15 protein-coding genes are annotated in these 22,423 nt (G+C 54.0%); all 15 read right to left on the bottom strand.

The genetic code is table 11. The annotated features are described in order from the left end of the window. Nucleotides 1-137: 137 nt before the first annotated feature. Nucleotides 138-3,818: a carboxypeptidase-like regulatory domain-containing protein gene (locus GSQ82_RS09220; protein WP_158791969.1), complete on the bottom strand. Its 3,681-nt coding sequence runs from the start codon at nucleotides 3,816-3,818 to the stop codon at nucleotides 138-140. A gap of 572 nt (nucleotides 3,819-4,390) precedes the next feature. Further along, complete coding sequence (gene def / locus GSQ82_RS09215) at nucleotides 4,391-4,957, bottom strand: peptide deformylase (RefSeq protein ID WP_158791968.1); 567 nt, start codon at nucleotides 4,955-4,957, stop codon at nucleotides 4,391-4,393. A gap of 24 nt (nucleotides 4,958-4,981) precedes the next feature. Further along, nucleotides 4,982-6,121 carry a PLP-dependent aspartate aminotransferase family protein gene (locus tag GSQ82_RS09210; RefSeq protein WP_158791967.1) on the bottom strand — a complete coding sequence of 380 codons (1,140 nt, stop codon included), beginning with the start codon at nucleotides 6,119-6,121 and terminating at the stop codon, nucleotides 4,982-4,984. Then, on the bottom strand, nucleotides 6,118-7,335 hold the full coding sequence (locus GSQ82_RS09205) for a PLP-dependent aspartate aminotransferase family protein (RefSeq protein WP_254061532.1): 1,218 nt from the start codon (nucleotides 7,333-7,335) through the stop codon (nucleotides 6,118-6,120). The genes GSQ82_RS09210 and GSQ82_RS09205 overlap by 4 nt, the downstream gene beginning before the upstream one ends. 253 nt (nucleotides 7,336-7,588) lie before the next feature. Then, nucleotides 7,589-8,086, bottom strand: a complete 498-nt coding sequence (locus tag GSQ82_RS09200) for a protein-disulfide reductase DsbD domain-containing protein (protein WP_158791966.1) — start codon at nucleotides 8,084-8,086, stop codon at nucleotides 7,589-7,591. Nucleotides 8,087-8,132: 46 nt separating this feature from the next. After that, a complete protein-coding gene (locus GSQ82_RS09195; protein ID WP_158791965.1) occupies nucleotides 8,133-8,588 on the bottom strand; it encodes a c-type cytochrome in 456 nt (151 codons plus the stop codon). A gap of 224 nt (nucleotides 8,589-8,812) precedes the next feature. After that, nucleotides 8,813-9,256 (bottom strand): CHRD domain-containing protein, encoded by a 444-nt coding sequence (locus GSQ82_RS09190; RefSeq protein ID WP_158791964.1) that lies wholly within the window; start codon nucleotides 9,254-9,256, stop codon nucleotides 8,813-8,815. Between the two features lie 60 nt (nucleotides 9,257-9,316). Beyond that, a complete protein-coding gene (locus GSQ82_RS09185) occupies nucleotides 9,317-10,834 on the bottom strand; it encodes a lanthionine synthetase LanC family protein (RefSeq protein ID WP_158791963.1) in 1,518 nt (505 codons plus the stop codon). An 838-nt stretch (nucleotides 10,835-11,672) separates the two neighbouring features. After that, complete coding sequence (gene ggt, locus GSQ82_RS09180) at nucleotides 11,673-13,247, bottom strand: gamma-glutamyltransferase (protein ID WP_256370075.1); 1,575 nt, start codon at nucleotides 13,245-13,247, stop codon at nucleotides 11,673-11,675. Nucleotides 13,248-13,327: 80 nt separating this feature from the next. Beyond that, complete coding sequence (locus tag GSQ82_RS09175) at nucleotides 13,328-13,726, bottom strand: PaaI family thioesterase (RefSeq protein WP_158791961.1); 399 nt, start codon at nucleotides 13,724-13,726, stop codon at nucleotides 13,328-13,330. Between the two features lie 17 nt (nucleotides 13,727-13,743). Continuing rightward, entirely contained in the window at nucleotides 13,744-14,751 is a 1,008-nt protein-coding gene (locus GSQ82_RS09170; protein ID WP_254061567.1) for a zinc-binding dehydrogenase, read from the bottom strand. A 10-nt stretch (nucleotides 14,752-14,761) separates the two neighbouring features. After that, nucleotides 14,762-16,306, bottom strand: coding sequence for a class I adenylate-forming enzyme family protein (locus GSQ82_RS09165; protein ID WP_158791959.1), 1,545 nt, complete (start codon nucleotides 16,304-16,306; stop codon nucleotides 14,762-14,764). A gap of 2 nt (nucleotides 16,307-16,308) precedes the next feature. Next, nucleotides 16,309-17,181: a VOC family protein gene (locus GSQ82_RS09160; RefSeq protein ID WP_158791958.1), complete on the bottom strand. Its 873-nt coding sequence runs from the start codon at nucleotides 17,179-17,181 to the stop codon at nucleotides 16,309-16,311. Next, entirely contained in the window at nucleotides 17,181-18,887 is a 1,707-nt protein-coding gene (locus tag GSQ82_RS09155; RefSeq protein ID WP_158791957.1) for a tannase/feruloyl esterase family alpha/beta hydrolase, read from the bottom strand. Before GSQ82_RS09155 ends, GSQ82_RS09160 begins: the two co-directional genes overlap by 1 nt. Nucleotides 18,888-18,973: 86 nt before the next feature. Further along, entirely contained in the window at nucleotides 18,974-22,306 is a 3,333-nt protein-coding gene (locus GSQ82_RS09150) for a TonB-dependent receptor (RefSeq protein WP_158791956.1), read from the bottom strand. Nucleotides 22,307-22,423 lie beyond the last annotated feature (117 nt).

Below are 22,423 nucleotides of genomic sequence, written 5' to 3'. Positions count from 1 at the left end.
CGGATGCCATAGCAGCGAATGTACGCATAGATAGTCCTTTTGTCAAACATAAAACTCTGGTTCAAGGTTTCGGTTGACTCATGAGTCGCTCCGCAGACGTGCCGCGTAATTTGCAAGTCATGGATGTTGTTCCATCATCAGAATGTGAGACGTCCGCCCAGTTGAACGATTCGCGAGAACCCCAGCTGAGTCGTCACTGCACCGGTTGTAGCATTACTTGCAGCAGGCGTATAGGTCGCCGATGTAATGCCGCTGTTGCTGAAGGTCAGAATGTTGCCGGGCTGACCGAACTCCGGAGTGTTGAAGGCGTTGAGAGCTTCAGCACGAACCTGAAAGTTAGCCTTCTCCGTCACCTTGAAGCTTTTGTTGATCGATAGATCTGAGTTGTTAAAGCCTGGGCCATAGCAATTCAGTGTGCGAGGAGCATTGCCATAGGTATATGGGAGCGCCGGAGTGAAGGCGTTCAGATTAAGATAGGGTCTAAGCCCACTCGATCCTCCGAGACGGCTTTGTGGTCGGCCCGAATAGCAAGGACTGACCCCGGGGACGAGATTCGGGCGCTGATTGGTTCCACCGACTCCGGTCGTCCCAAAAGCTCCTGCGCTCAGATTAGTCTGAACAACCGGCAATGGCCCTCCATTCTCAATGATCGTTTCATCGTTGATCTGCCATCCACCGATCAATGCATCGACCCATCTGTTGGTGTTTCCAAGAATCGATCTTCCGCGGCCTATGGGTAGATCATAGGAGACTGCCGCCGTGAACCGGTTCGGCATATCGTTGGTTGCCCGCGCGTACTCGGCGTTCGTGTTGTAGTTGTCCTGTGGTCCGGGAGAACTCGAATTGGGGTTAGGATTGAGCGTGTTCAAACCTGCGACCGGAGATCCATAAAGATTGTCCCAGTTCGACGACCAGGTGTAGGCGATGAGAGCCGTCACTCCTCTATGGAAGCTCTTCTGAATCTTTAGGTCGAGGGCGTTGTACTGGCTGCGTCCAACGCTCTCAGTTACTGTCACTGCCTGGAACTGTGGGAAGGGCAACAGCGTTTGGCCCCGAGCCACAGTCGGTTGTGCAATGGTCCCAAACGGTGTCGAGGGATAGCCGCCGACGGTCTTCGAGTAATAAGGATTTGGGACCTTCGCCGAGAGGTTCGTCGCGCCGCCTGCATAGGAAGCCAGGACGTTGTCAGGGATCTGGTTGATATTGACCGGGTCGGGAAAGTTACGGGCGTGCGCCCCCACATACCCGATCTTAAGAACAATTCCATCCGGAAGCTGTTGTTCGATGTCAGCCGAATATTGTTCTACGAGTGGATAACGCAGGCCAAAGCTGGGAACCGACACTGAACCGCCGACCCCGGTCAAAGGTCCAAGCGATGTGCTGGTGGGCGCAAGAAGTTGCTCATTGAAGGGATTCGATAGGTATGCACTTGAACCAACTGCGGCAGGGCCTGTTGCATTCCCGGGTGCGTAGCTTGTGGTCTGAGTGAATCCAGTCGGAGCTGCTGTAAGTCCAATTGCCGCATAGAACACGCCGAAACCCGCCCGCACAACCGTGCTCGGCTGGACCTCATAGCTGACTCCCACACGCGGCGCCAACTTCGTGTGACTCGGGTCTCCTGAATGTTTCGAGTAGCCGTTCAAACCGGCGAAGGCGAGAGCGCCATGCGCGGCAGTATTCCCATTTGCCCCCGGAAACGTGTAGGCGACATTTGGATCGAAGCCTACTGTGTAGCGATTGTGAGATTCATCCTGTCCCTGTTCATACTCGTACCGAATACCCAGGTTTGCCGTTAGCTTCTGGTTTACGCGCACATCGTCCTGAACATAGACGGCGTGATAGTGCTCATTCATGTTGAGGCCCACAGCGTTGATCTGAGCACTCGCAATAGAGGGCAAACCTAGAAGCAAGTCAGCGATGGCATTTGGTCCATTCGATATCGCTGCTCCGGTCTGACTGGTGTATTGACCGTTGAAAGTGAACGAGCCGTTCCCCGCAGTCTCAGGTGAGGAGAATGATGTGAGGCTGCGAAAGACATAACCAGTCTTCACGTTTTGCCTGCCGATTGTCTTAGTGAGACCAACAACGAAGTTTTTCGATGTCTGGATTGTCGGCCCGCTATTAGCCGCGCCAAGGGATGCTGCCTGTGTCACACCGGAAAGCGTAATCGTCGGAAAGGTCTTCGACTGCAGCTGGTTTACATAACCCGCCGGAAAGCCCGTCCCACCAAACCCGCTCGTCTGATCGAAGCCGTTGCTGTATTGCGGTGTGGTCGAGTAATAGCGGTTGAAACCGTATCCTGCGGTCAGCACAGTAGTTGGATTGAGGGTCAAAACGTTGTTGACAGCAGTCGCATCAATGTAGCGCGTCAACACGCCATCGCTGGCTGCGAAGGTATGAAGGATGTCGCCTCCCGGTTCCTGAGTTGCGAGGTGTACGTAGGACGCCGCCGCAGACCACCATGGAGCAAACGTGTGGTCCAACTTGCCGACATATTCATCGCCGCGGGTCTTGAAGTCGTCCGACCCAAAATAGTTCGCATGGCTACCGTCGTAGGTCTGACTCGTGCTTGGAAGTGGAAAGGTATTCACGATAGATCTTCCGATCGGATTAATGTAGTTCGCGGGAATTACGTTTGCTTTGCTGACACCGTTGACCGTCCCAGTCAGCACGGCAGTTCGCTGACCGTTGACGAAAGGTTGGGTCGGATCATAAAGGGTAAATCCTGTATCGGCGCTGAAGTCGCCCGCACGTTCCGCGGCTGTCGGAACATAGTATTGAGTCGTTGAACTCACGTAGGGCTGCGCCTGCCGATATCCCTCTTCTGTCACCCAGAAGAAAGTGTTCTTCAGATATTTGATTTTGTTGCTGAAGGGTAGCGGTCCGCCGAACGCGCCCGCATATTGGTAAGTCGTGAAGTCGGGCCGCGGAGTAGGAGCCGGATGAGCAACGCCTGAGCTGTCTGTATACCCATTGCGGTTGTTGAACCAGGTATTGGCCGCCCAAGGTGTCTGCCGAGTCAGTCCGAAAAGTACGCCGTGATAAGTGTCACTGCCGGACTTGAGCGATGTGTTGAAGACCCCTCCGCCAGTACGGCCCAATTCCGCGTCATACGTATTCGCCTGCACCCTTACGTTGGAAGTGGCTTCGATGGAAGGAACAAACGTTACTCCACCGGTCGAAGTCGAGATCGGGATTCCATCGACAACATAACTGTTAGCTCCAATTGGAGCCCCCGAGACCGAGACCGAGGCCGTGCCATTTTGATCCTCAAAACGCACGAAGCGAGGATCGCCCACCGGAGTGACATTATTATCCAGCTTGTCCATGATGAATGGGTTTCGTCCGAGGTTGGGAAGATCCTGCACCTGTCGCTCAGAAAACACCTGCCCTCCGGATGCAGTCGCGGTGTCGATGAGAGGCTCGGCGGCAGAGACGTTGATCGTCTCTCCGACAGTTCCGATCTCAAGCTTTTCATCGACCGTCACTGTTGCGCCAAGCGCAATGATGACTCCCTTTTGTTCAACCTTCTTAAATCCGGCCCTCGATATCGTGACGGTATAAGTACCGGGATCAACTGCGGTAAAGAAGTAATCTCCAGAGTCGTTGGTACGAGTAGAACGTACAAGTTCTGTTCCGGTATTTATCAGCGAGATGTCAGTTGCCGAGATAACTTCACCCTGAACATCCGTCACACGGCCTCGAACGCTGCCGTAGTTCGTCTGCGCCAAAAGAAATGGAGTGATTATCCCCAGAATAGCTAGAACTGGTATTACCAGAGCCACACGGATCGTGGGCTCATTCGAAATGCGATTCATCTTTTATCCCCGTTCTCAAATGCAATTGGACTTGAAAGCATAGAAGTCCCCCACAGCCTTCGGCGCAAAGCCAGCGGCTCGAATACTCTGTCTGACTCTCATTCGACAGACAGCGAATCACTATGAAGTGATCAAGTAAAAAGAGCTTCGTGAGCACGCTGGATGTATGGGGATGAGAGGGCGGGGATGGAGCTGGCAGGCTCAAACCAGGCCGGTTCACTTGCGCGTGGTCTCAATCTCCGCACTCAGTTTTTATGAGAACGGACAACAATACCGATGTGGAATGGGTGTATAGGGCATCTCAACTCAACCGTCGGCTTACCTGCGTGGTTGGAAACAGCGCTGTCGTCTGAATCCGCCAAAGGGCCAGGAGTACGAGGATGAGGAGTGGGTGCACCAGATGCCAAAAGCCATAGGTAGATTTATGCTTCTGACAACAGGCTCTAAGCCGCCACCTACTCCCCGGAGGAGGGAGAACAACAGCGACATGCGTAGATAAAGTGAAGCACCATGTATGGGAACATAGCTGATCGTTGATCTAAGGTCAAGATAAGATTCGTATGATCACCCTGCTATTCCGTTCGATGTTTGTCCTTCCAGTGCCGCGTGTAGTTCTCCAGGGAAGAAAAACTCCGTGTTTGCATCCGATCGATATAAAGAGCGCCATTGAGGTGATCGATCTCATGTTGCAGAATGCGTGCGTACCATCCGGAAGCCTCGATGATCCGGGATTCCCCTCGATGGTCGAGACAATGCACGCGAACCGCCTTCGCTCTCGATACCAGAGCTGTAAACCCCGGCAGGCTCAGACAGCCCTCGAAGAAGGTCACGGTCGGTTCAGTGAGTAACTCGATCACCGGATTCACGATGATGTGAAAGGGGACCTCGCGCCTCTCGCGGTCTTTCAGTTCATCCTGAGTGAGCGACTTCTGATAGTCTGCCTTATCTTCGATCACCGCCAGACGTAAGGACTCGCCGATCTGCGGTGCGGCGAGCCCGACACCGGGAGCGTCACGGACCGTCTCCCTCATGTACTCGATCAGATTCTGGATCTTCGGACTCAGAATCTGATCCTTCGAAAGCTCCTGTGACGGAGCGCGTAATACAGGTTCACCGACCTGAACGATTTTCAATCGCATTGTCAACCATCCTTACCAAACTGCTTAGATTACCTCGAGCTGGCCACTCAAATCCTGTATCAGATCTTCATGGTCTTCAATTCCTACGGAGAGCCTGAGCAGATTATCCGGAAGCGCTCTTGACGCGCGCAGCTCAATGGGAACACTCGCGTGTGACATATTCAATGGAATGCTGATCGTCGAATTTACACTTCCAAAACTGACGGAGATACAAAACAACTTGCTGCTCTCCGCGATTTGTTTTGCCGAGCGGTGCGAATTTACAGTGAAGCTGAGTACCGCGCCACCGCCTCTTGCCTGCGCCTGCTGTACGCTAAAGTCACGATGTGTGGATAATCCAGGATAATAAACCGACGACACCTTCGGATGAAGCGAGAGAAACTCTGCAATCACTTCTGCGTTTCGTTGCTGCGTATCGACGCGAAGCTTGAGTGTCTTCAAACCCCTTAGCAACAAGAAGCAATCGAAGGGGCCTAGGGCAGTGCCTTCCGCGTTTTGCAGAAAATAGATTTCATCCGCCAGATTCTGGTCCTTCACCACGATTGTTCCGGCAGTAACATCGCTGTGCCCGCACAGGAACTTAGTAGCGGAATGAAGCACGATATCGGCTCCCAACGTCAACGGATTCTGCAGGTATGGAGACATGGTGCTGTTATCGACACAGAACAGAGCTCCATGTTCACGAGCCACTGCAGCGATTGCTCGCAGATCGATCACACGCAGGAAGGGATTCGTGGGCGATTCCACATAGATCAGGCGTGTGGCAGGCGTGACCTGTCGAGCGACGCTATCGGGATCCGATGCGTCCACATAGCGGATTCCTATCCCGGAACGGTTCAACACTTTTCCAAAGAGCCGGCTTACCCCTCCATAGAGATCCCAGTCTGCGAGAATCTCATCCCCGGCCTTGAGGAGATGCGTCACAGTAGCGATGGCGGACATTCCACTGGAAAAACAGAAACCGCGAATGCCGTCTTCAAGAGCGGCTATCTGATCTTCCAGCACTTTACGCGTTGGATTTCCGCTGCGCGAGTAGTCGTACTCGCCGAAACTATCGGCCTGAAGCTGCTCGAAGGTGGCTGTCTGATAGATCGGGGTACTCATCGGCCGGTGAGGGTCGGCCGGAGAAACATCAAAACTGACGAGCCGCGTGGCAAACTTCATCGTGCACCTCCAAAAACCTGATGGAGCGCCTGCCCGAAGTCTCGAATCAGATCCTCTGGAGCTTCTAAGCCAATGGAGAGGCGAATCAGCCGCTCCGATATACCCAAGCGTTCTCGCGCTTCCAGAGGGATGTCACAATGCGATGCAGTCGCAGGATTCGTGATCAGCGTCTCCACGCTGCCCAGGCTCTCCGCACACGTGCATAGTCTGAGCGCGTTGATAAAGCTCAAGGACTGCTCTGTACTGGCGCGGAGTTCGAATGCCATCATGCCGCCAAAGGCTTTCTGCTGTTGTTCTGCCAGTGCCCGCTGGGGAAATGAATCCAAGCCAGGATAGTAGACTCTGGACACGCTCGGGTGAGCTTCGAGCCATTCGGCAATGCGCAACGCGCCGCGGCAATGTAGCTCAAGCCGTGCAGGAAGCGTCTTCAAGCCTTGAAGAGTAAGCCATGCATCAAACGGTGCCTGAATCGTTCCGAGCGTCTTACGAACAATCCGAAGACGCTCGGTAAGCGTGACGTCGTGAGTTGCGAGCGAACCTCCGATGGTGGCGTTGTGTCCGTCGATATACTTCGTCGTCGACAACATGGAGATGTCGGCACCTAGTTCAAGAGAGTTTTGCAGTAGAGGGGTGAGAAAGGTGTTGTCGACCCCAAGCAGCAGATTTTCCCGCTTGTGCGCGATCTCAGCAAGACCTCGAATGTCGGCCAGTTTCATAGTTGGATTGGCTGGCGTCTCAATGAAGATCAATCTCGAGTTCGGTCGAATTGCCAGCTCGACTTCGTCGAGGTTCGAGGTGTCGACAAACGAGTATTCAATGTCAAAGTTTCCTAGAATCTGCTCAAAGAGACGAACCGTACCGCCATAAATTACGTCTGACAGGATGACATGGTCGCCGGCTTTGAGTAGCGCCAGACAAAGCGTGCTAATGGCTGCCATTCCGGAGCGGAAGCAAAGTACCGCCGGAGTGCCCTCGAGAGCGGCAATGGCCTGCTCAAGAGCATTCACTGTTGGATTTCCGCCGCGCGTATAGCCGTAACCTTTTGTCGTGCCCACGGATTCATGAACGTAGGTTGCCGTCTGATGGATTGGGAAAAGAATGGAATTCGACTCGTTCTCGCGGACACGATTGCCATGGATCGCTAGGGTCGAAGGCTGCAATGTTGATAGATCGGACAAGACTCCTCCTCTGGTTTTTGGGGCATGAAAAGACACGTCTGCTGATTGGGCGATTGGCCCCAGACGGCTGCTCAGAGAAGGAAGGTGTCTTGCGAGCTACTCACATTCCAATGCTGGCCTTATGCCGCCTGGGGCACGCATGGCCATATACATTCGGAATGTTCTGTCAGCGATTCGCATCGGATCGAACGTCACTTTCGATTTCAGTATAGTACAGCTGCGGTATCTGCACCGCTTCAAGATTCCAGCTCGGAGCCGGTCAACGATGCGGAGGGAAAACCTGGAGTCTTCATGTCCCGGGTAGAACCTCCACGGGGACCGTGAGGTGAACTGTTCTCGGGGGCAAACATATTCGATCATTGCATGCCTGAAAACGAACACTTACGGGAATGGACTGATCGCCCTTACTGGCTTGCTGCTTTACCTGCACCGGCAGATGGATGGAGAACAAATGGCTATAGCCTTCGGTATCGAGATTGAAGCTGGCATCATGCTTCTTCACTGGCGCGGATCCTGTTGCTGGGCCGACTGCCTGGGCCGTACCATTCTCATCGAGCGAAACGCGTAGCGGTGTAGGTCCCTCGGCGACCTGGGTGAAACCGTAGACGTGCCAGCCATCCTGAATCTCGGCCGATAGCTCGATCGCAATCTTGTTTCCGGGCTTCAGCGGGCCTTTCGGAGATGCTGCGCTCGACCATTGCACGGGTTGAATCGGGCCTTGTGCAAGGCACATGCCACAAAGGAACAACGCAGGGAAAAGGCCGAGCTTAATCTGACGGAATTTCATACCTATTGCCTCCCGAATAATGTTTCGCGTTTCTATATCGCTGGGCTCATTGCTGAGTCTTCAGTTCAAACGGCGGGGGTTGAAGCTGCCCTCGATGGCAATTGCCGCAAGTGAGCGGCTCGGCATATCGACGATCTCCAAGCTGGGCAAGATACTTATTATTGATATCGGAGGTCATCGAAATCATGAACCGTGCCGTCTCTTTAAGTGGATTCTCGTCGGAAGCATAATCGATTTCTTTGGTCTGCGGGTTTTCCTCATGGCAATATCCGCACGGCACGCCCAGATATTGTTGGTAACGATGCATCAGCTTGTCGACGTCATCTCCCGACATGTCTTTCGGTAATACCTTAAGATTGGTCGGTTTTGGATGGGGCGCCGACGCCACATGAACCGGTCCGCCTATCGTCTCCGGGCCACCAGGGCTTTGGGATGCAGCTCCTAAGGCAACCTCGAAGAAACAGAAGCTCAGGATAAGGGCCGTAGCGTGACGTACATTCATGCCATTCCTTTCCGAATTACAATTCGGCGCAGTTTGTTGCGAGGTTTATGGTTGGCGTCCTTCACTATAGGAACTTCCGCAGACGACACGCGTCAGTTGAAAACTTGGGAACTAAGGCCCACGACTGGCAATATCTTGCCCTAAAAGAAAGCCAACAGAACCTATCTTCGAGACCGTGAAGCGGCGTGAGGAAGCAAGCTGCCAACACACCGCTCCCAGTGGCATTACTCAGATTTCACAACCTGACCGCGGATCTCCCCGCCAGGATTGGCAGAGGTGTGAAGGTTGAAATACCATTTGCCGTCTGTGAGATCTTTCTCCTGTTCCGGAGTGAGGGTTGCTTTTCCCTCTAGAGGACTTGCGATCGGGCTGACCTTGATCGGAAGCTGTGGCTTTGCATTAGCACCCTCTGCTGCTGGTCCGTGAAAGTGTGCCGCTGTCACCGGACCGGTCAGCCCACTGAACTCAACGTGGTACTTGAATTCGTTGGTGTCAGTGTCGAGAGTGCCGGTCAAAGTGCCCGTGCCGGAGCTGTCCTTTGCCGGAACCTCAGACGAGGCTTTCAGATCGGCTTTGAGGTTAATGGTCGCGGCATGAGCCCCAATCGAGATAAATGCTAATGCGGCTACCGCGACGAGGGTACGGAAGAATCGATTTGCAGATTTCAATTTAGTTCTCCTTTGAAGTCACTTGTTGGTGGTTCGTTGACGAGATGCTGCTCAAAACATCTATGGTGGAAACTGTGACAAGTCGTTGAAGTCAACCTCGTGCGCCGCATTCCTGGCAGTCTCAGTGCGAGTTGCAGGAAAGGGATTATCTGGAAATAAGATCGCTTCGTACTTCCCCTTTTGGGCGAGCGACGAATGAAGTAAAGCAGATCCGACACCGGCTGCGCCGATCGAATATCCGGTCTCAGCAGAGACGTCCCATGGCTTCACTCGAGTCCAGGCCTGATACCAGCGGTAGCCTTTGTCATCGAAGTTCGTCTGATGGCTGAGTGCCTGCCCGGCTAAGTGATTTGCGAAGGCATAGTATTCGGTCTTGCCCGTAGCCGCCCAGAGCCCCAGAAAGAAGTCTGTTAGACCCGCAGAACCACAGCATTGGCAAACAACATTCCAAAAACCTGGCGTCTGGTTTGCCGGAATACCGCTGTCTATAACACCCCGAGCCAGATTCTCCGTCCAATCAAGGTAGGAGTCTTCTTTCGTTAGCTTGTAGAGCTGATAGAACAGTCGCGCACTACCCGCAGGACCATGGCAAAATCCCAGGTAGTAGATATCGGTAAGATCCGGATAGCGGTAAGGAATTAGAGCACCTCTTCCGCGGATGGTCGCAATCTTCTGCAGATGAAGAGCTCCCTGCTTGGCTGCATCAAGGAAACTGGAGTTTCCCGTCTCTTCATAGAGGCGAGCTAGGACGAATGCTACTCCAGCTGTCCCCAATTCAAAATTAGGGAAGTAGGTATCCTCTGAGAGTCCAAGAGCGGTCATTGGCGCGCCCTTCCAACTCACGCCGCCTTCTGTTCGTGGTACGCCGAGTTCCAGGAGGTATGCTCCCGCTTTGGTAGCGAGAGCACGGTATTGTTCATCGTTGAAAGTACGAGCCGCGTATAACAGGTAGAGGATCACACTGCCATCCGCGATGATACCCGGTGACGTAGACCATGCGACTCCATTCCCGGCTGGCTTTGCCTGAGCTGCGATCGACTGCGTCGCTGCGAGAGCGGCATTGCGATATTTTGCTTCTCCTGTTGATTTCCAGGTTTCAGCGAGAACAAATGCGACGCCCGCGCGGCCTGTATAGAAAGACAAACCCGTTCCGGGCAGAAGCTCTTTCGCGGGTGACTCTTGCCAGGTCGCAACCAGAAAGTCGGCACCTCTTCTCGCGTCACCCAGGAAAGAAGGATCCCCCGTTGCTTTAGTCAACTGAAGGAAAAACAAGACGACGCCTGCAGCTCCACTGTAGATGCCATTAATCGGAGAGACCGTAACGGCCTTTTCCGGATGGTCGGGCTCAGGCAGCCAATACTTGCCTTGAGCAGATTCTTTCTCGGCGGAACGAATCCAGCGCGCTGCTTCAATCGCGCCATTGAAGAAATCTCCGTTGGAATTGGCGACCGATGCTCTTGGAGCAGATGCTTCTCCCCAGGAATGCAGAGAAGAACTGGCGATCGCACTCACTGCACCGGTCTGTAAGAACGCGCGCCGGGTAATTTTCAACAAATGACTATGAAACCTGGTGGACATCCGAATTCCCCTTATCTGAAAGGGGCCAGCGGCCCCGCTTTTCTGCTTCCGAATCAAGTGAGGGAAGGAGCTAGCGGGGACAACACGCGAGGAGACGCGGGCGAACGGATGAACCGGCCGTAACGGAAATGATAGACCGCATTTTGCTCCTCGAATCCGGAAGCCTCAGCCAGACGGCGCCGAGGGGAGTATGTATGGGATTGGACGTGTCTACCTGCCTCGCATGAAAATGCGCGCAGAAATTTAGGCGTTAGTCCAGACAAGGACAACAAAGGGAGAGCCGCGTTGGAATCTTCGTCAACATCGCGTCACCATCACGATAGCCTAACTGACGTCATAGCGCAAACAAGAGCGACATGAAACCGCCGAGAAAAGGAGAATTATTTGAGGAATATTCCCTGATGGTCTTGGCTGCCAGATCATATCGGCGATCTGAATTCCCGTATGGACTGAACAAGTAAGCTAACTTCGAATAACATTCGTTGTTGATTGTCGAGGTACTGTCGCTTGCGCGGGCATAATCCGCCCGGTTGATATCCCAGAAGAAAGACCTCCGCTCTTTGAACTGCTCCCTCCAAACCTCTGAGAAGGCGACTCATAGAAAATTCTGATCAAGGAACCACCGCTTGCGTTGATCAATTCACCAGTTAGCCATCCAGAATCATCTGAGGTCAAAAAACGACGATAGACGCAATGTCTTCCAGGAGAGACTGCGCGCCTGAGAACCTGCTTCCGCCTTCGAGACCCCGAAGATCTGATACAAGATCTGGAAGCTCTCGACTTGGCATCATCTAGTGGAGCAGGTTTATTTCGAACCGCTCTCCTGATCGCAGACCTCTTATGGGGCTGGAACGGCGCTGCCATCTTTTCGCGGATCCGAAGCCCCATAACTTACACCTGTACCGCTCTCGTGAAGGACGGCTTGTCCTCCGCCCATGTTTTCTGAGTAAGGCACGTCCATGCGTACATCATGGCCAAGTCCCACAAGATTGGCGACAACAGTCGCGGGAACTCTCGCCTCCAGTTGTACATCTACCCCGGCGAAGCTCAGCTTTGTAAAGCGAGGGGCTTCCATAGCAGCTTGCACGTTCATGCCATGATCGACGACGTTTGAGACGAACTGCGCGTGAGCTTGCGCCTGATTCCAGCCTCCCTGAATGCCGAATGCAATTCGCATCTCATCTTTGAGGAGAAAGGCAGGAATGATTGTGTGCAGGGGGCGTTTGCGACCAGCAAGTGCATTGGGATGCGACGGATCGAGGCTAAATAAGTGCCCTCGATTCTGAAGAACGAACCCAGTCCCGGGTGCGACTAGGCCGGAACCAAATGCCATGAAATTACTTTGAATCAGTGAAACTACATTTCCGTCTCGATCAGATGCGCTGACATAGATGGTATCGCCCTCTCGCGACAAGGGCTGGCCAGGCTCGGCCGCCTGCAGGACCTGCCCTGGTCGGATTAGGCTGGACCGCTTTTTCGCATAATCCTTAGAGAGTAAAAACTCACAAGGAAATTCCTGTACATCGAAGTCACAGACGTATCGAAGCATGTCCGCATAGGCAAGTTTCTTGGCTTCAATCATGACATGAAGAGCCTCATACGAGGATGCACCATACTCCGGGATCGGAAACTGCTCCATGATGTTGAGCATGAGAAGGGCGGCAATTCCCGCTCCATTAGGCGGCAGTTCCAGCACTCTCCACCCGCGGTAGGTCGTTTCGATCGGCTCCACCCAGTGGCTTTGGTATAAGGAGAGATCCTCGGCACTGAGTGTGCCGTCAAGCTCGTTCGATAGCGCGAGGATGCGTTGCGCAATCTCCCCTTGATAAAAGGCGTCGCGCCCCTGTTCCGCTATCTGCTGTAGGCTCCACGCCAGCTCATGATTGCTCACAACCTCTCCGACTGAGGGCGATCTGCCGTCTCTTAGGAAGATCTCACGGCCGTAACCGGTAAGCTCAGGAGCGAAATCCTTCCACCGAGACGCCGACCGCTCGGCGACCGCGAACCCCTCTTCACAGAGTTTGATCGTTGGTTTCAGCAACTTTCGGAGACCCAGCTTTCCAAACCGCTGTGCCAGCATTGCCCAGCCATCGACGACTCCAGGCACGCTCACGCTGTGAATGCCTTTACGGGGCATCTCCTTTACCCTGAGTGATCGAATCTTCTCGATTGTGAGCGACTGGGGAGACCATCCACTCGCGTTTAGGCCTATATATCGGCCGCTGGCTGCCTCATAGACGATCGCAAACATATCTCCGCCTAGACCATTGCTATGCGGTGCAACGAGCCCCATCACTGCATTGGCAGCGATCGCCGCATCAACAGCACTGCCCCCTTCAGCTAGAATCATGGCCCCGGCCTGAGCGGCTAGAGGGCTTTCGGTAGCAACAACTCCGGTGCGCGAGACCACCATGGATCGCGCCTGCGTATCGGTACTTCTAAACTCCATGGTTCGCTCGCTTTGGGTCCGTTCTATCGCTCATCTGGTTTCACTCAACTCAGGGTGGAATAGTTAGCGCGTCCAACGGCCACCAACTCGCCTGCCTCATTGAGTACATTGACATCCACAACGCCAATACTCTTACCAGCTCGTATTACCTGGGCAACCACCTTCAAGGACGTGTTGATTGCTGGCCTCAGATAATCGACGCGGAAGTTAATCGTTGGGAGGGGACGCCCAAGCAACATGACTAACGCATAGTCCCCGACGATATCGATCAAAGCGGCAATGACTCCTCCGTGCCACTGACCGGTATCCCGACCGCGTTCGAGTTCGGGGCGGAGTTTAACGCGTACCGTAATTCTTTGCTGCTCCGGACTTGCTTCCTCCACGACCAGCCCGAGAAAACTGTTGAATGATGAGGCGGATAACTTTTCCTGAAGTTCAGGCATACTGAGTATCGTCGAACTCATGGGGTAACAATCACCTTCCCGAAGACTTCGCGGTCCTCTATTAACTGGAGGGCACTATTTGTCTCCTCCAGCGGATACGTCCGATCGATAACGACCTTCAGTTCACCCTGCTGTACAAGCTCCAGTAACCTCTCGATGTCCGTTCTCGCCCAACTGTTGGAGCCAAGGATTTTGAGCTCGAAGGTCCAGATAAAGCGGAGATCTTCCTGAGGATCAAATCCTGCGGTCGCTCCGCATGTCAGGAGCTTGCCGCCGACTCGCAGAGTACGCAGCGTTTTGACCCAAGTGTCTCCACCTGTATAGTTCACAGCGATATCAACACCAAGTTTGGCGTCTCCAGCGCGGCGGTTTGGCTTTCCATAGAGACGATACACTTCTTTGACAAAATCGACTTCGAGATAGTTGATCACCTGATCCGCGCCTAATTCCTGCAGTTTGGCCAGTTTCTCTTCGGTCCCCCCGCACGCAATGACCTCGGCACCCGCCAGCTTTGCGAGTTGCAGACAGGAAACTCCTACGCCACCGCTCGCACCCAGAATCAGCACGCGATCGCCGGCTCCGACCTCTCCAATCGTGTACATCATACGAAGCGCGGTTCCGTAGGCACAGGGCAGTGCGGCCGCAGCCTCGAAGGAGATTGCATCGGGAAGTCGAATGAGTTGGTGCGCTTTGACTCGGCAAAGTTCAGCGAGACCGCCGTGGATCGTCTCGCCAACAAGACCTCCCTCGACTCGGTTAATAGGATCGACGAGGACTCGATCCCCCACCTTCCACTCCCCCGAAAGAGTATCTCCTACCTCGATAATCTCGCCTGCTACATCGAGCCCCATGATGGCCGGAAATGGAACCTTGATCCCCGGCATGCCGCGACGTGTGAAGATGTCGTGATAGTTCAGGGATGTGGCTCTCACCCGAAGGACGACTTCGCCTTCTCCTGCCTTCGGATTGGGAAAGTTCTCTTCAAAAACTAGCTTCTCTGGTCCGCCATGCTCGCGGAGCACCATTGCTCTCACTCTATTCTCCTCGTTCGTTGTTGATATGGGCCATTGCTGTCGTTAGTAGAGCCTGTTTGTCTATCTTATTTGTTCCGGCCAACGGAAGCTCCGGGACAAACCAGATGCGCCGCGGATGCTGATAGGCAGGCGCGTGCAATAGTGCGAACTGCTTCAGATCTTGTTCCGAGGTGACCTTGCCCTGGCGCAGGACAATAAACGCAACCGGCTTTGCGCCCTTGATCTCATCGGGAACCGGAACAACGGCAACCTCCTGCACCGCGGGGTGCTCGGAGAGCGTCTTCTCGACCTCGCCCGGATAGATATTTTCCGCACCACAGGAAAACATGTCATCCGCCCGTCCCACATAGAAATAAAAGCCCTCAGGATCGCGACGGAAGATATCCCCCGTTCGATAAAATCCATCCTCCGTAAAGACCTTGCGGGTAAGCTCGGGTTGATCGTAGTAGCCGGTCATGAGCGCTGGAGACCGGATCTCAAGTACGCCTTGAGCCTCACCCTCGGAGTTACCCTCAATCCGCAACTCCACTTCGGGATGAGCGTAGCCCAGCGATAACGGAGGGCGCGCGAGACCGTGAGGATGGTCGCCAAAGACAATCGGACCAGCCTCGGTCGTACCGTACACGTTGAGAATCGTGGCTTCGGGAAACAGGTCACGCAGCGAACGAAACAGTGACGGAGAGACAGGAGCCGACCCCATGCGGATCATGCGCACCGAGGAAAGATCTGCCTCATCCAGCAAATCCTGTCGCTTGAGAATCATGGAGAACATCGTTGGCACCGCGGTCAGAGCATTGCAACTGTATCGGCCAATGGCGTCTACGTAATGTTGTGCGTCAAAGCCCGGCAGCAAGACGACCGAATCCCCTTGGGCAAGAGCAGCATGCGCGGTAGCGAGAGCATTCATGTGATAAAGCGGGGCCGCAACCAGCGTACGTAGCCGCGGTGAGGAGGAAGACCGTATGCGCTTTTGAAGTACCCAAAGATGGCTCTGATGAGAAAGCTCTACTCCCTTGGGAATACCGGTCGATCCTGAGGTATAGAGAAGGAGTGCGGTCTCTCCGTGCAGAGGCTCGACGGTACCAAACGCGCCATGATCCAGAAAGGTAGAGAACGAGCTGTCGCTACCGGCAGCCTCGTCGAAGACGATCGTCGGAAGGTTGCGGACTTCCGGCGTATCACGTGCCTGGTCGACGAAGAGCATCTTCGCCCCTGAATCCTTCAGAATGTAGTCTACCGTGCTGCGCGGGAACTTGATATTGATGGGCACCGGGATCAGGCCGGCCGTCATTGCGCCGAGATACACCGCGAGATATTCCGTCCGATTGGCCGATAGGATCGCGATGCGATCTCCACGCGTCAATCCTTGTGCGTAGAGACCTCTCGCGATCGCACGGCGAAGATGATGCATTTGATCGTAGGAATAAACAACTGGATCTGGTCCTGCGCCAAGGTCGATCAAAGCAGGGCTGTTTCCAGCACCTTCGCTCCAAAGTGCATCGCCTAAATTCCCGGATAACGCCCGACGAACTTCCTTCTCAACCATTTTCAGCTTCCTGCTTCAAATTCGATTCCAACATTCAATGCCTCATGGGCTGATACCAAAACGCGATCGGCCGTGGCAATCGTCGCAATGCCGTTCGCCTTGAGATGGGCTTCGGCGCTTCCGAGATCGGCAACGCGGAACGTAAGCACCGCCATGTAGGCGCTTCTCCCCGCAGCGTGCGGAAGAATTGGTACCAGATAAGCTGGAACCCGCGCATCGTCCATCATCTCGATCTTGCATCCTCCAACCTGGTAGACCATCGTTGCCGCTTCAGAATCCTGGACGAGATGCTCGGCCGCAATTTCCTGTAGTGGGTGTTGCGTCGTATCGATGTCCTCTGCAATAACTCGCACCCTCGATATCCGCGTCGCTCCATTGGCATGGGACGGCCGATCCGGAACCCACACTAACTCCGGCGTGAGGTGATGACAGAAGTACAGCCGTCCGAAGCCAGAGCTTCCCGGAGCCAGACGAACGACTTGAAACGCCGCAGTTCGCTCACCGCTCTCAGTGGCCACCGGCCGCGACAGGTCCGAGGGGAGAAGCGCATCCACTCCCCGTTCGAGCAACTGGTGATAGATCTCGTTGGGATGAAGAGGTTGAAACACCAACCCGTTCAGGCCTGCTGGAAAGCCCTTCACGTCGGATCGGGCCGATGGAGAACCCGGCTCAAAACCCAGGAGCTCCAGATAAGGTCCGTCGAAGACAGCAAGGTGATTGACCGAGCCAATGGAATGCCGTCCCCGGGGGGTTAGGTGAAATCCCAGGCGACGGTATGTCGATTCAGCTAAATCTATCTGCTCCCCTGCGTCGATCACCAGATGATCGATCGCATCAGTGATGGGAGACTGTCCACTCGGTACCGCGTCGGTCATTACTTTTCCCTACAAGCGAAGTTCTGTTCTTTCCAATTCGCTGGATCGTTCTGGCCGCCTGCTGGTCCGGTATAAACGGCGTGTAGCGGAAATGGGCATAGCTTTCGCTCATTCGTGACCGCCCCAGGATGAGCATCGTCACGAACGTTGCTACGATGGACCGCCACAATCGAATCCGGCGCCTGCCCTTCCTCCACCCACTTCGTCAGGACAGGCAATTTGTCCCACTCATTTGGGCCTGGCCCGCCACCGCAATGGCCCATTCCAGGCATCATAAATAACCGAGTGTCCTTTTGGGCCTCCTCGTAGGAGCCATTGAAGGTGGTCTTCACCATATCCTGATAGTAGTGGACGATGCTCTCCGGAAGCGCATCGCCGTCGCTCCAACCCTGATAGATGAGCAGCTTCCCTTTCTTGTCTTTCAAATAACGGGTGAGGTCGGGATCGACCGCGTCCAGATAGCGTTCGACAAAAGCGGCCTTGCCATTGGTTGCATCATCGAAGTTGAACTCCCACCACGCATACTCTGGAAATACGCCGTGTTTATCCGGTTTGTAGGAAAGATCGCGAATGTTCTCAGCGGTCAATCCAGGGGAGTCCTCATAGATCAGAAAGTTTGCATGATCGATCTCATAGGCGAGATTCGTCGGCAGGAAATGATTTCCTCCCCAGGGGATGACATTCAGCGGCCATTGCACCTCGGACCCAAAGGATGGTCCAAAGAAGATTTGCTTCCCCTTCGAGTCGTGGGGCCCATTATAAATGGTCTCGATGGTCTCAAGCTGGGCCTGGGTAAAGCACCCGTCGGCGTTCTTGTCATTCGGGCAGGCATACGCCTTCAGGTCCACAGCAGGTTTGAAGTCGCAGGCACGGGGGTCATCGACAACGCCGTCTTTGATTCCATCCTTGGCGTCACACTTCGCCAACACGGCCTCACGAAGGATATTGAGCTTGGTTAAGCTTTTGAAACTTCCGTCTCCGTCGATATCAAATGCGAGATTTCCAGCGCTATTGTTTTCCAGGAGATGCTTCTCTGTCCAGATATGCGCAACATTCAGCTTCGTGAAGTCGATGGCCGGCGAACCAATCACAATCCCATCAAAGTCGGATGGAAATCTTTGGGCTTCCAGCATCCCTTGGCGTCCCCCCGTGGAGCAACCTTCGAAGTAGGCATACTTCTGCGGTCTCCCGTAGAACGTCTGCACCAGCGTCTTCGATGCGTTCGCCGTGACATGAATCGCTCGATAGGCATAGTCGAAGAATTCCTGCTTATTATTGAAGGCGAAGGTTGAATTTGGCTCCGCCCCGTTGTCATGGCCGGTATTGTTGCTGACGACAGCGTAGCCCGCAGCCAAGCGATTGTAGGCAAATCCAAAGTTACCCGCCTTGCCTCCATTACCAATGTTCAGTAAGCGGCCGTTCCAGGCAGTTCCGAGAGGCAACTGAGCCTGCCAATGAATTGCCGGTGCAATCAAACCGTAGACCTGGCAATACGCAGGCAAAGGCTTCGCCGCGGGCACAATCTCCGCGGACAGGATAGTCAGATTGGGCGTGCCAATGAGTTTGTGGCAGGCCGTCTGATCGTCCTCGGCGCCTTGCGGCACATCGGTGCGAGACCGTCTTTGTGCCGAGCCGATAGATCCGGCACAAAGTGCGACAACAAGAATATTTCGTAGTAACCCGGTTTTACCGACAATGCGAAGCATGAACCAATCCTTTCGATCTACACAGGTGGAAGCACGTCCCATCAATTCAGTCTTCATCTAGCCAACGAACATTGCCATCTTTATCTTCAGAACAGAACCTTTACCGCGAGTTGAACGTCGCGCCATGAGCTTTGCGTTGGATTGATCAAACTGGTGATGAGCCCTGCATTTGGATTGATCGCGGTAGCCGAGCTCCAGACGGAGCCATTCGGTTCTCCGTAGTTCACATGATTCGGTACGTTGAAAATCTCCGCGCGCAATTCAAGCGCTCCCTTTTCCCCTAAAAAACGAAGGGGAGTATCTTTGTTGACTGCAAAGTCGAGATCGAGCAATCCGGGGCCACGGAGAGAATCGCGCCCCGCGGTTCCTAAATATCCTGCGGGCCCAACGGTGAACATGTGTGGGTTGAAATATTGGGTCCGGGAATGCTGAATGACCGAGGACTTCCGATATACCGTGGCGTTTGGATCCACCAACAAGGCTGCTGCAAGATTAGCCGAAGTTACGTAAGACGGACGATCCACTCCACCGCTGCCGTTATTGCCCACACCGGAACGCGAGTTGTTGATAGCAATCGTTGGTGTAAATGGAAGCCCGCTTTGTACAGCAAGAATTGGAGATACCCACCAGCCATTGGTAAACGTTCGTACGATGCCGCCGTGTCCCTTAATGTCTGGCAAATGATAGATCGCATTGACGTGGAGGTTCTGGGTCGCATCAAAAATAGCGGGACCTCGATCGAGTCTCGTATTGTAGGAGTCTGCAGGCTCAAGAGGTGATGCAGCGCTTTCGGCCCCTACGACTCCCTGTACATTGTCGATGGCTCTAGACCAGGTATAAGCCATCTGATACTGCAGCTTTGGAGAGGCGCTGTAGTTAACATTCGCCTCAAACGCGTTATAGTTCGAGTCTCCGGTTGTCCCGTTCTGATTGATGGAGGTGTACTGCTTGTTGATTCTTGTCGCTCCAGAAGGCCAGTAGTCTTGTCCATTCACAACCTGTCTAACATTCGGGTTGATATCGAGACTTTGAATCAGATGAGTACCGCGATCACCCACATAGGAAAGCGTCAGCACCGATCGAAGTGGAAGCTGTTGCTGTACCGAAAGGGTCCAGATATCGGCTGTGGGCTGCTTAATGTTGTGTCCCACTGGCTGGGCATACAGCGCTATGCCATAGTTGCTCCAGGCATTGGCGGGAGTTGGAAACGGCAGTAAACCTGTCTCGGTCGCATTCGAAACACCCGCGATCGGCAGGCCCTGCCGATAGGTATAGGTTGCTTGCGCGACATTCGATGTTGAGAATGCACCAGAGAAGGGCGGAGTACCGACTGAATAGTTGTTATAGGTACTGTTCAGCGGCTCCAAGTCGTAGAGGCGATTGTAGCCTGCACGAAGAGCCGTCTTTCCGCTTCCAAAGATATCCCATGCCAGTCCTATGCGAGGACCGAAGTTGGTGAGCGCTGGGTTACTGGCGATCAGCGGGCCAATCTGAAATGTTCCATTGGGATCAACGAGAGGGTCATTGTTAATAAAAGCGGATTGGCCATTCCGTTCCGTTGGCATGGTCCATGGTTCATAGCGCAGGCCCACGTTCAGCACTAATCGACGAGTCAGCTTGATATCGTCCTGCGCGTAGAAACCAAATTCGTTCTGCCGGAAAGCGGGATAGTAGCGTGGTCCAGCGGTGTGAAAGGTATACCCATTAGAGTTGCCCTGAACAAAATCGGCCAGGCTCGGAAAGGTAAAACTGCCTCGTGCATTTTGCGGCGATGAGATGGTCGGGACATCGCGAACGTAAAGTACACCGAACTTGACGGAATTTATCCCGCGGTCATAGACCAAGTCATCGCGCAGGCTGTAGAGAAGTTTTCGAGAACGAGTGTCGGAGCTGCACGGACCGAAACTGGCGCTCCCCGCGATGCTGATCGATCCCATGCCTGCGCCGGCAACCAGTTCGTAGCCTCCCGGAATTTGGGCCGTGCATGTGGCGCTTACGTCGATCCCCGTATACGAAAATCCAACAGTGCTGAGTAGCTTCGGCGAGAAAATATGTGTCTCCGAGATGGTACCAATGTTTCCCTTGCTAAGAATGTCGTAATAAAAGTAGGGGAAGCTGTTCAGCACAGGAACCGTAGCGTGATCCGACGTGAACCGCGCGAAAGCGGTATCGTTCGCGCCCAGCGTGTAGTCCACACGTTCTTGGCCGTAGAACTCCTGCTGTGGCAAGGGGAACGAATAGGAAAAATTTGAACCGGAGTACTGTAACCCGTTCGTTCCCGCAGGGGGCCGAAGTGCGGGAAGCAGCAGGGCCGACACTGGGTTTACCGTTATGCTGGGGGTCGAACTCGGCAGCTTAAGCTGCGAGCATTGCGCGTTAGTCAATTGAGCGCCTGCCTGAGCGACGCAGCCAGCGTCGAAGGACACGGAGCTGCCCGTTTGAGGTTGGGTGGCCAACAGCACTTCCAGCACGGTTTCGGTAAATAACCGATTTTTCACAATCGGTCCACCCAAGGCGCCACCAAACTGGTTCCTTTGGAACGATTGTTTCGGTTGGGTCGAAAGCAACAAGGGGCTTTTCGCATCCAACGCGTCATTGCGAACGAAATCGTAAGCATCGCCGTGAAACGCGTTCGTCCCCCCTTTGCTGACCATCACGAGCTGTGCGCCTAGAACCCCACCATACTCAGCACCCGCGAAGCCATTGATCACGCGAAACTCTTGAATGCCATCGACACCGAGAGACGTGCTGAGGATCGAAGAGCCTGCGCCTCCCTGGATACTGACAACGGAAGCTCCATCCAACAACTGGTTGTTCGAGCGATCGGGTAATCCATTGGAACTGAACCACTCTCCCGTTGTTCCACCTTGGGGAGCAAGATTGGTGTTTTTGTTGATACCTGGCTGCAGGAACGCCAGATCGACAAAGTTACGGCCATTGAGGGGGATATCCTCCATCTTTTCGGGTGATACAAACCCACCAAGAGACGGGTTGGTTGTATCTGTGAGCTGCTCTTCGCTATTCACAACCACTGATTCCGTAGCCGAACCTACGGCCAGAGAAACATCCTGTACCGACTGCCGAGCCACCGTGATGACGATATTCTGAATGCTCGCTGTCGCAAAACCTGGACTACCGATCGTGATGCTGTAGCTGCCGACCGGCAACTCAGCAACGAGATACGATCCGTCATCTCTGGTAACGACGTTCCGCGTGAGACCGGTTCCGAGGTTTTTGACAGTGACTGAAGCACTGACAACGCCGCGGCTAGACTGGTCATACACAGTGCCGGATAACGCACCGGTTGAAATTTGCGCGAAGATAGAATTGGCTGGGATGAATACAGCAAGGAGCAGAGCCATCCCCACGTACCGTGAAAGGATCTTTGCCCCACTCAATACGACATTGCGTAATCTCATCTGGTCTTATCATTCCTGAGCTACAGCCTTCCCCTTTGATCTCGAAGAGAAGGCCGGCATCTGTTTTTTGAAAAAGGGAATGCGACGAACCGGAAGCTGGGAGAAGGCCGTCTTAGG

Source organism: Granulicella sp. L60 (assembly GCF_009765825.1).
In the GTDB taxonomy this organism is placed as follows: domain Bacteria; phylum Acidobacteriota; class Terriglobia; order Terriglobales; family Acidobacteriaceae; genus Edaphobacter.
This window is presented reverse-complemented; position numbering and strand designations above follow the sequence as displayed.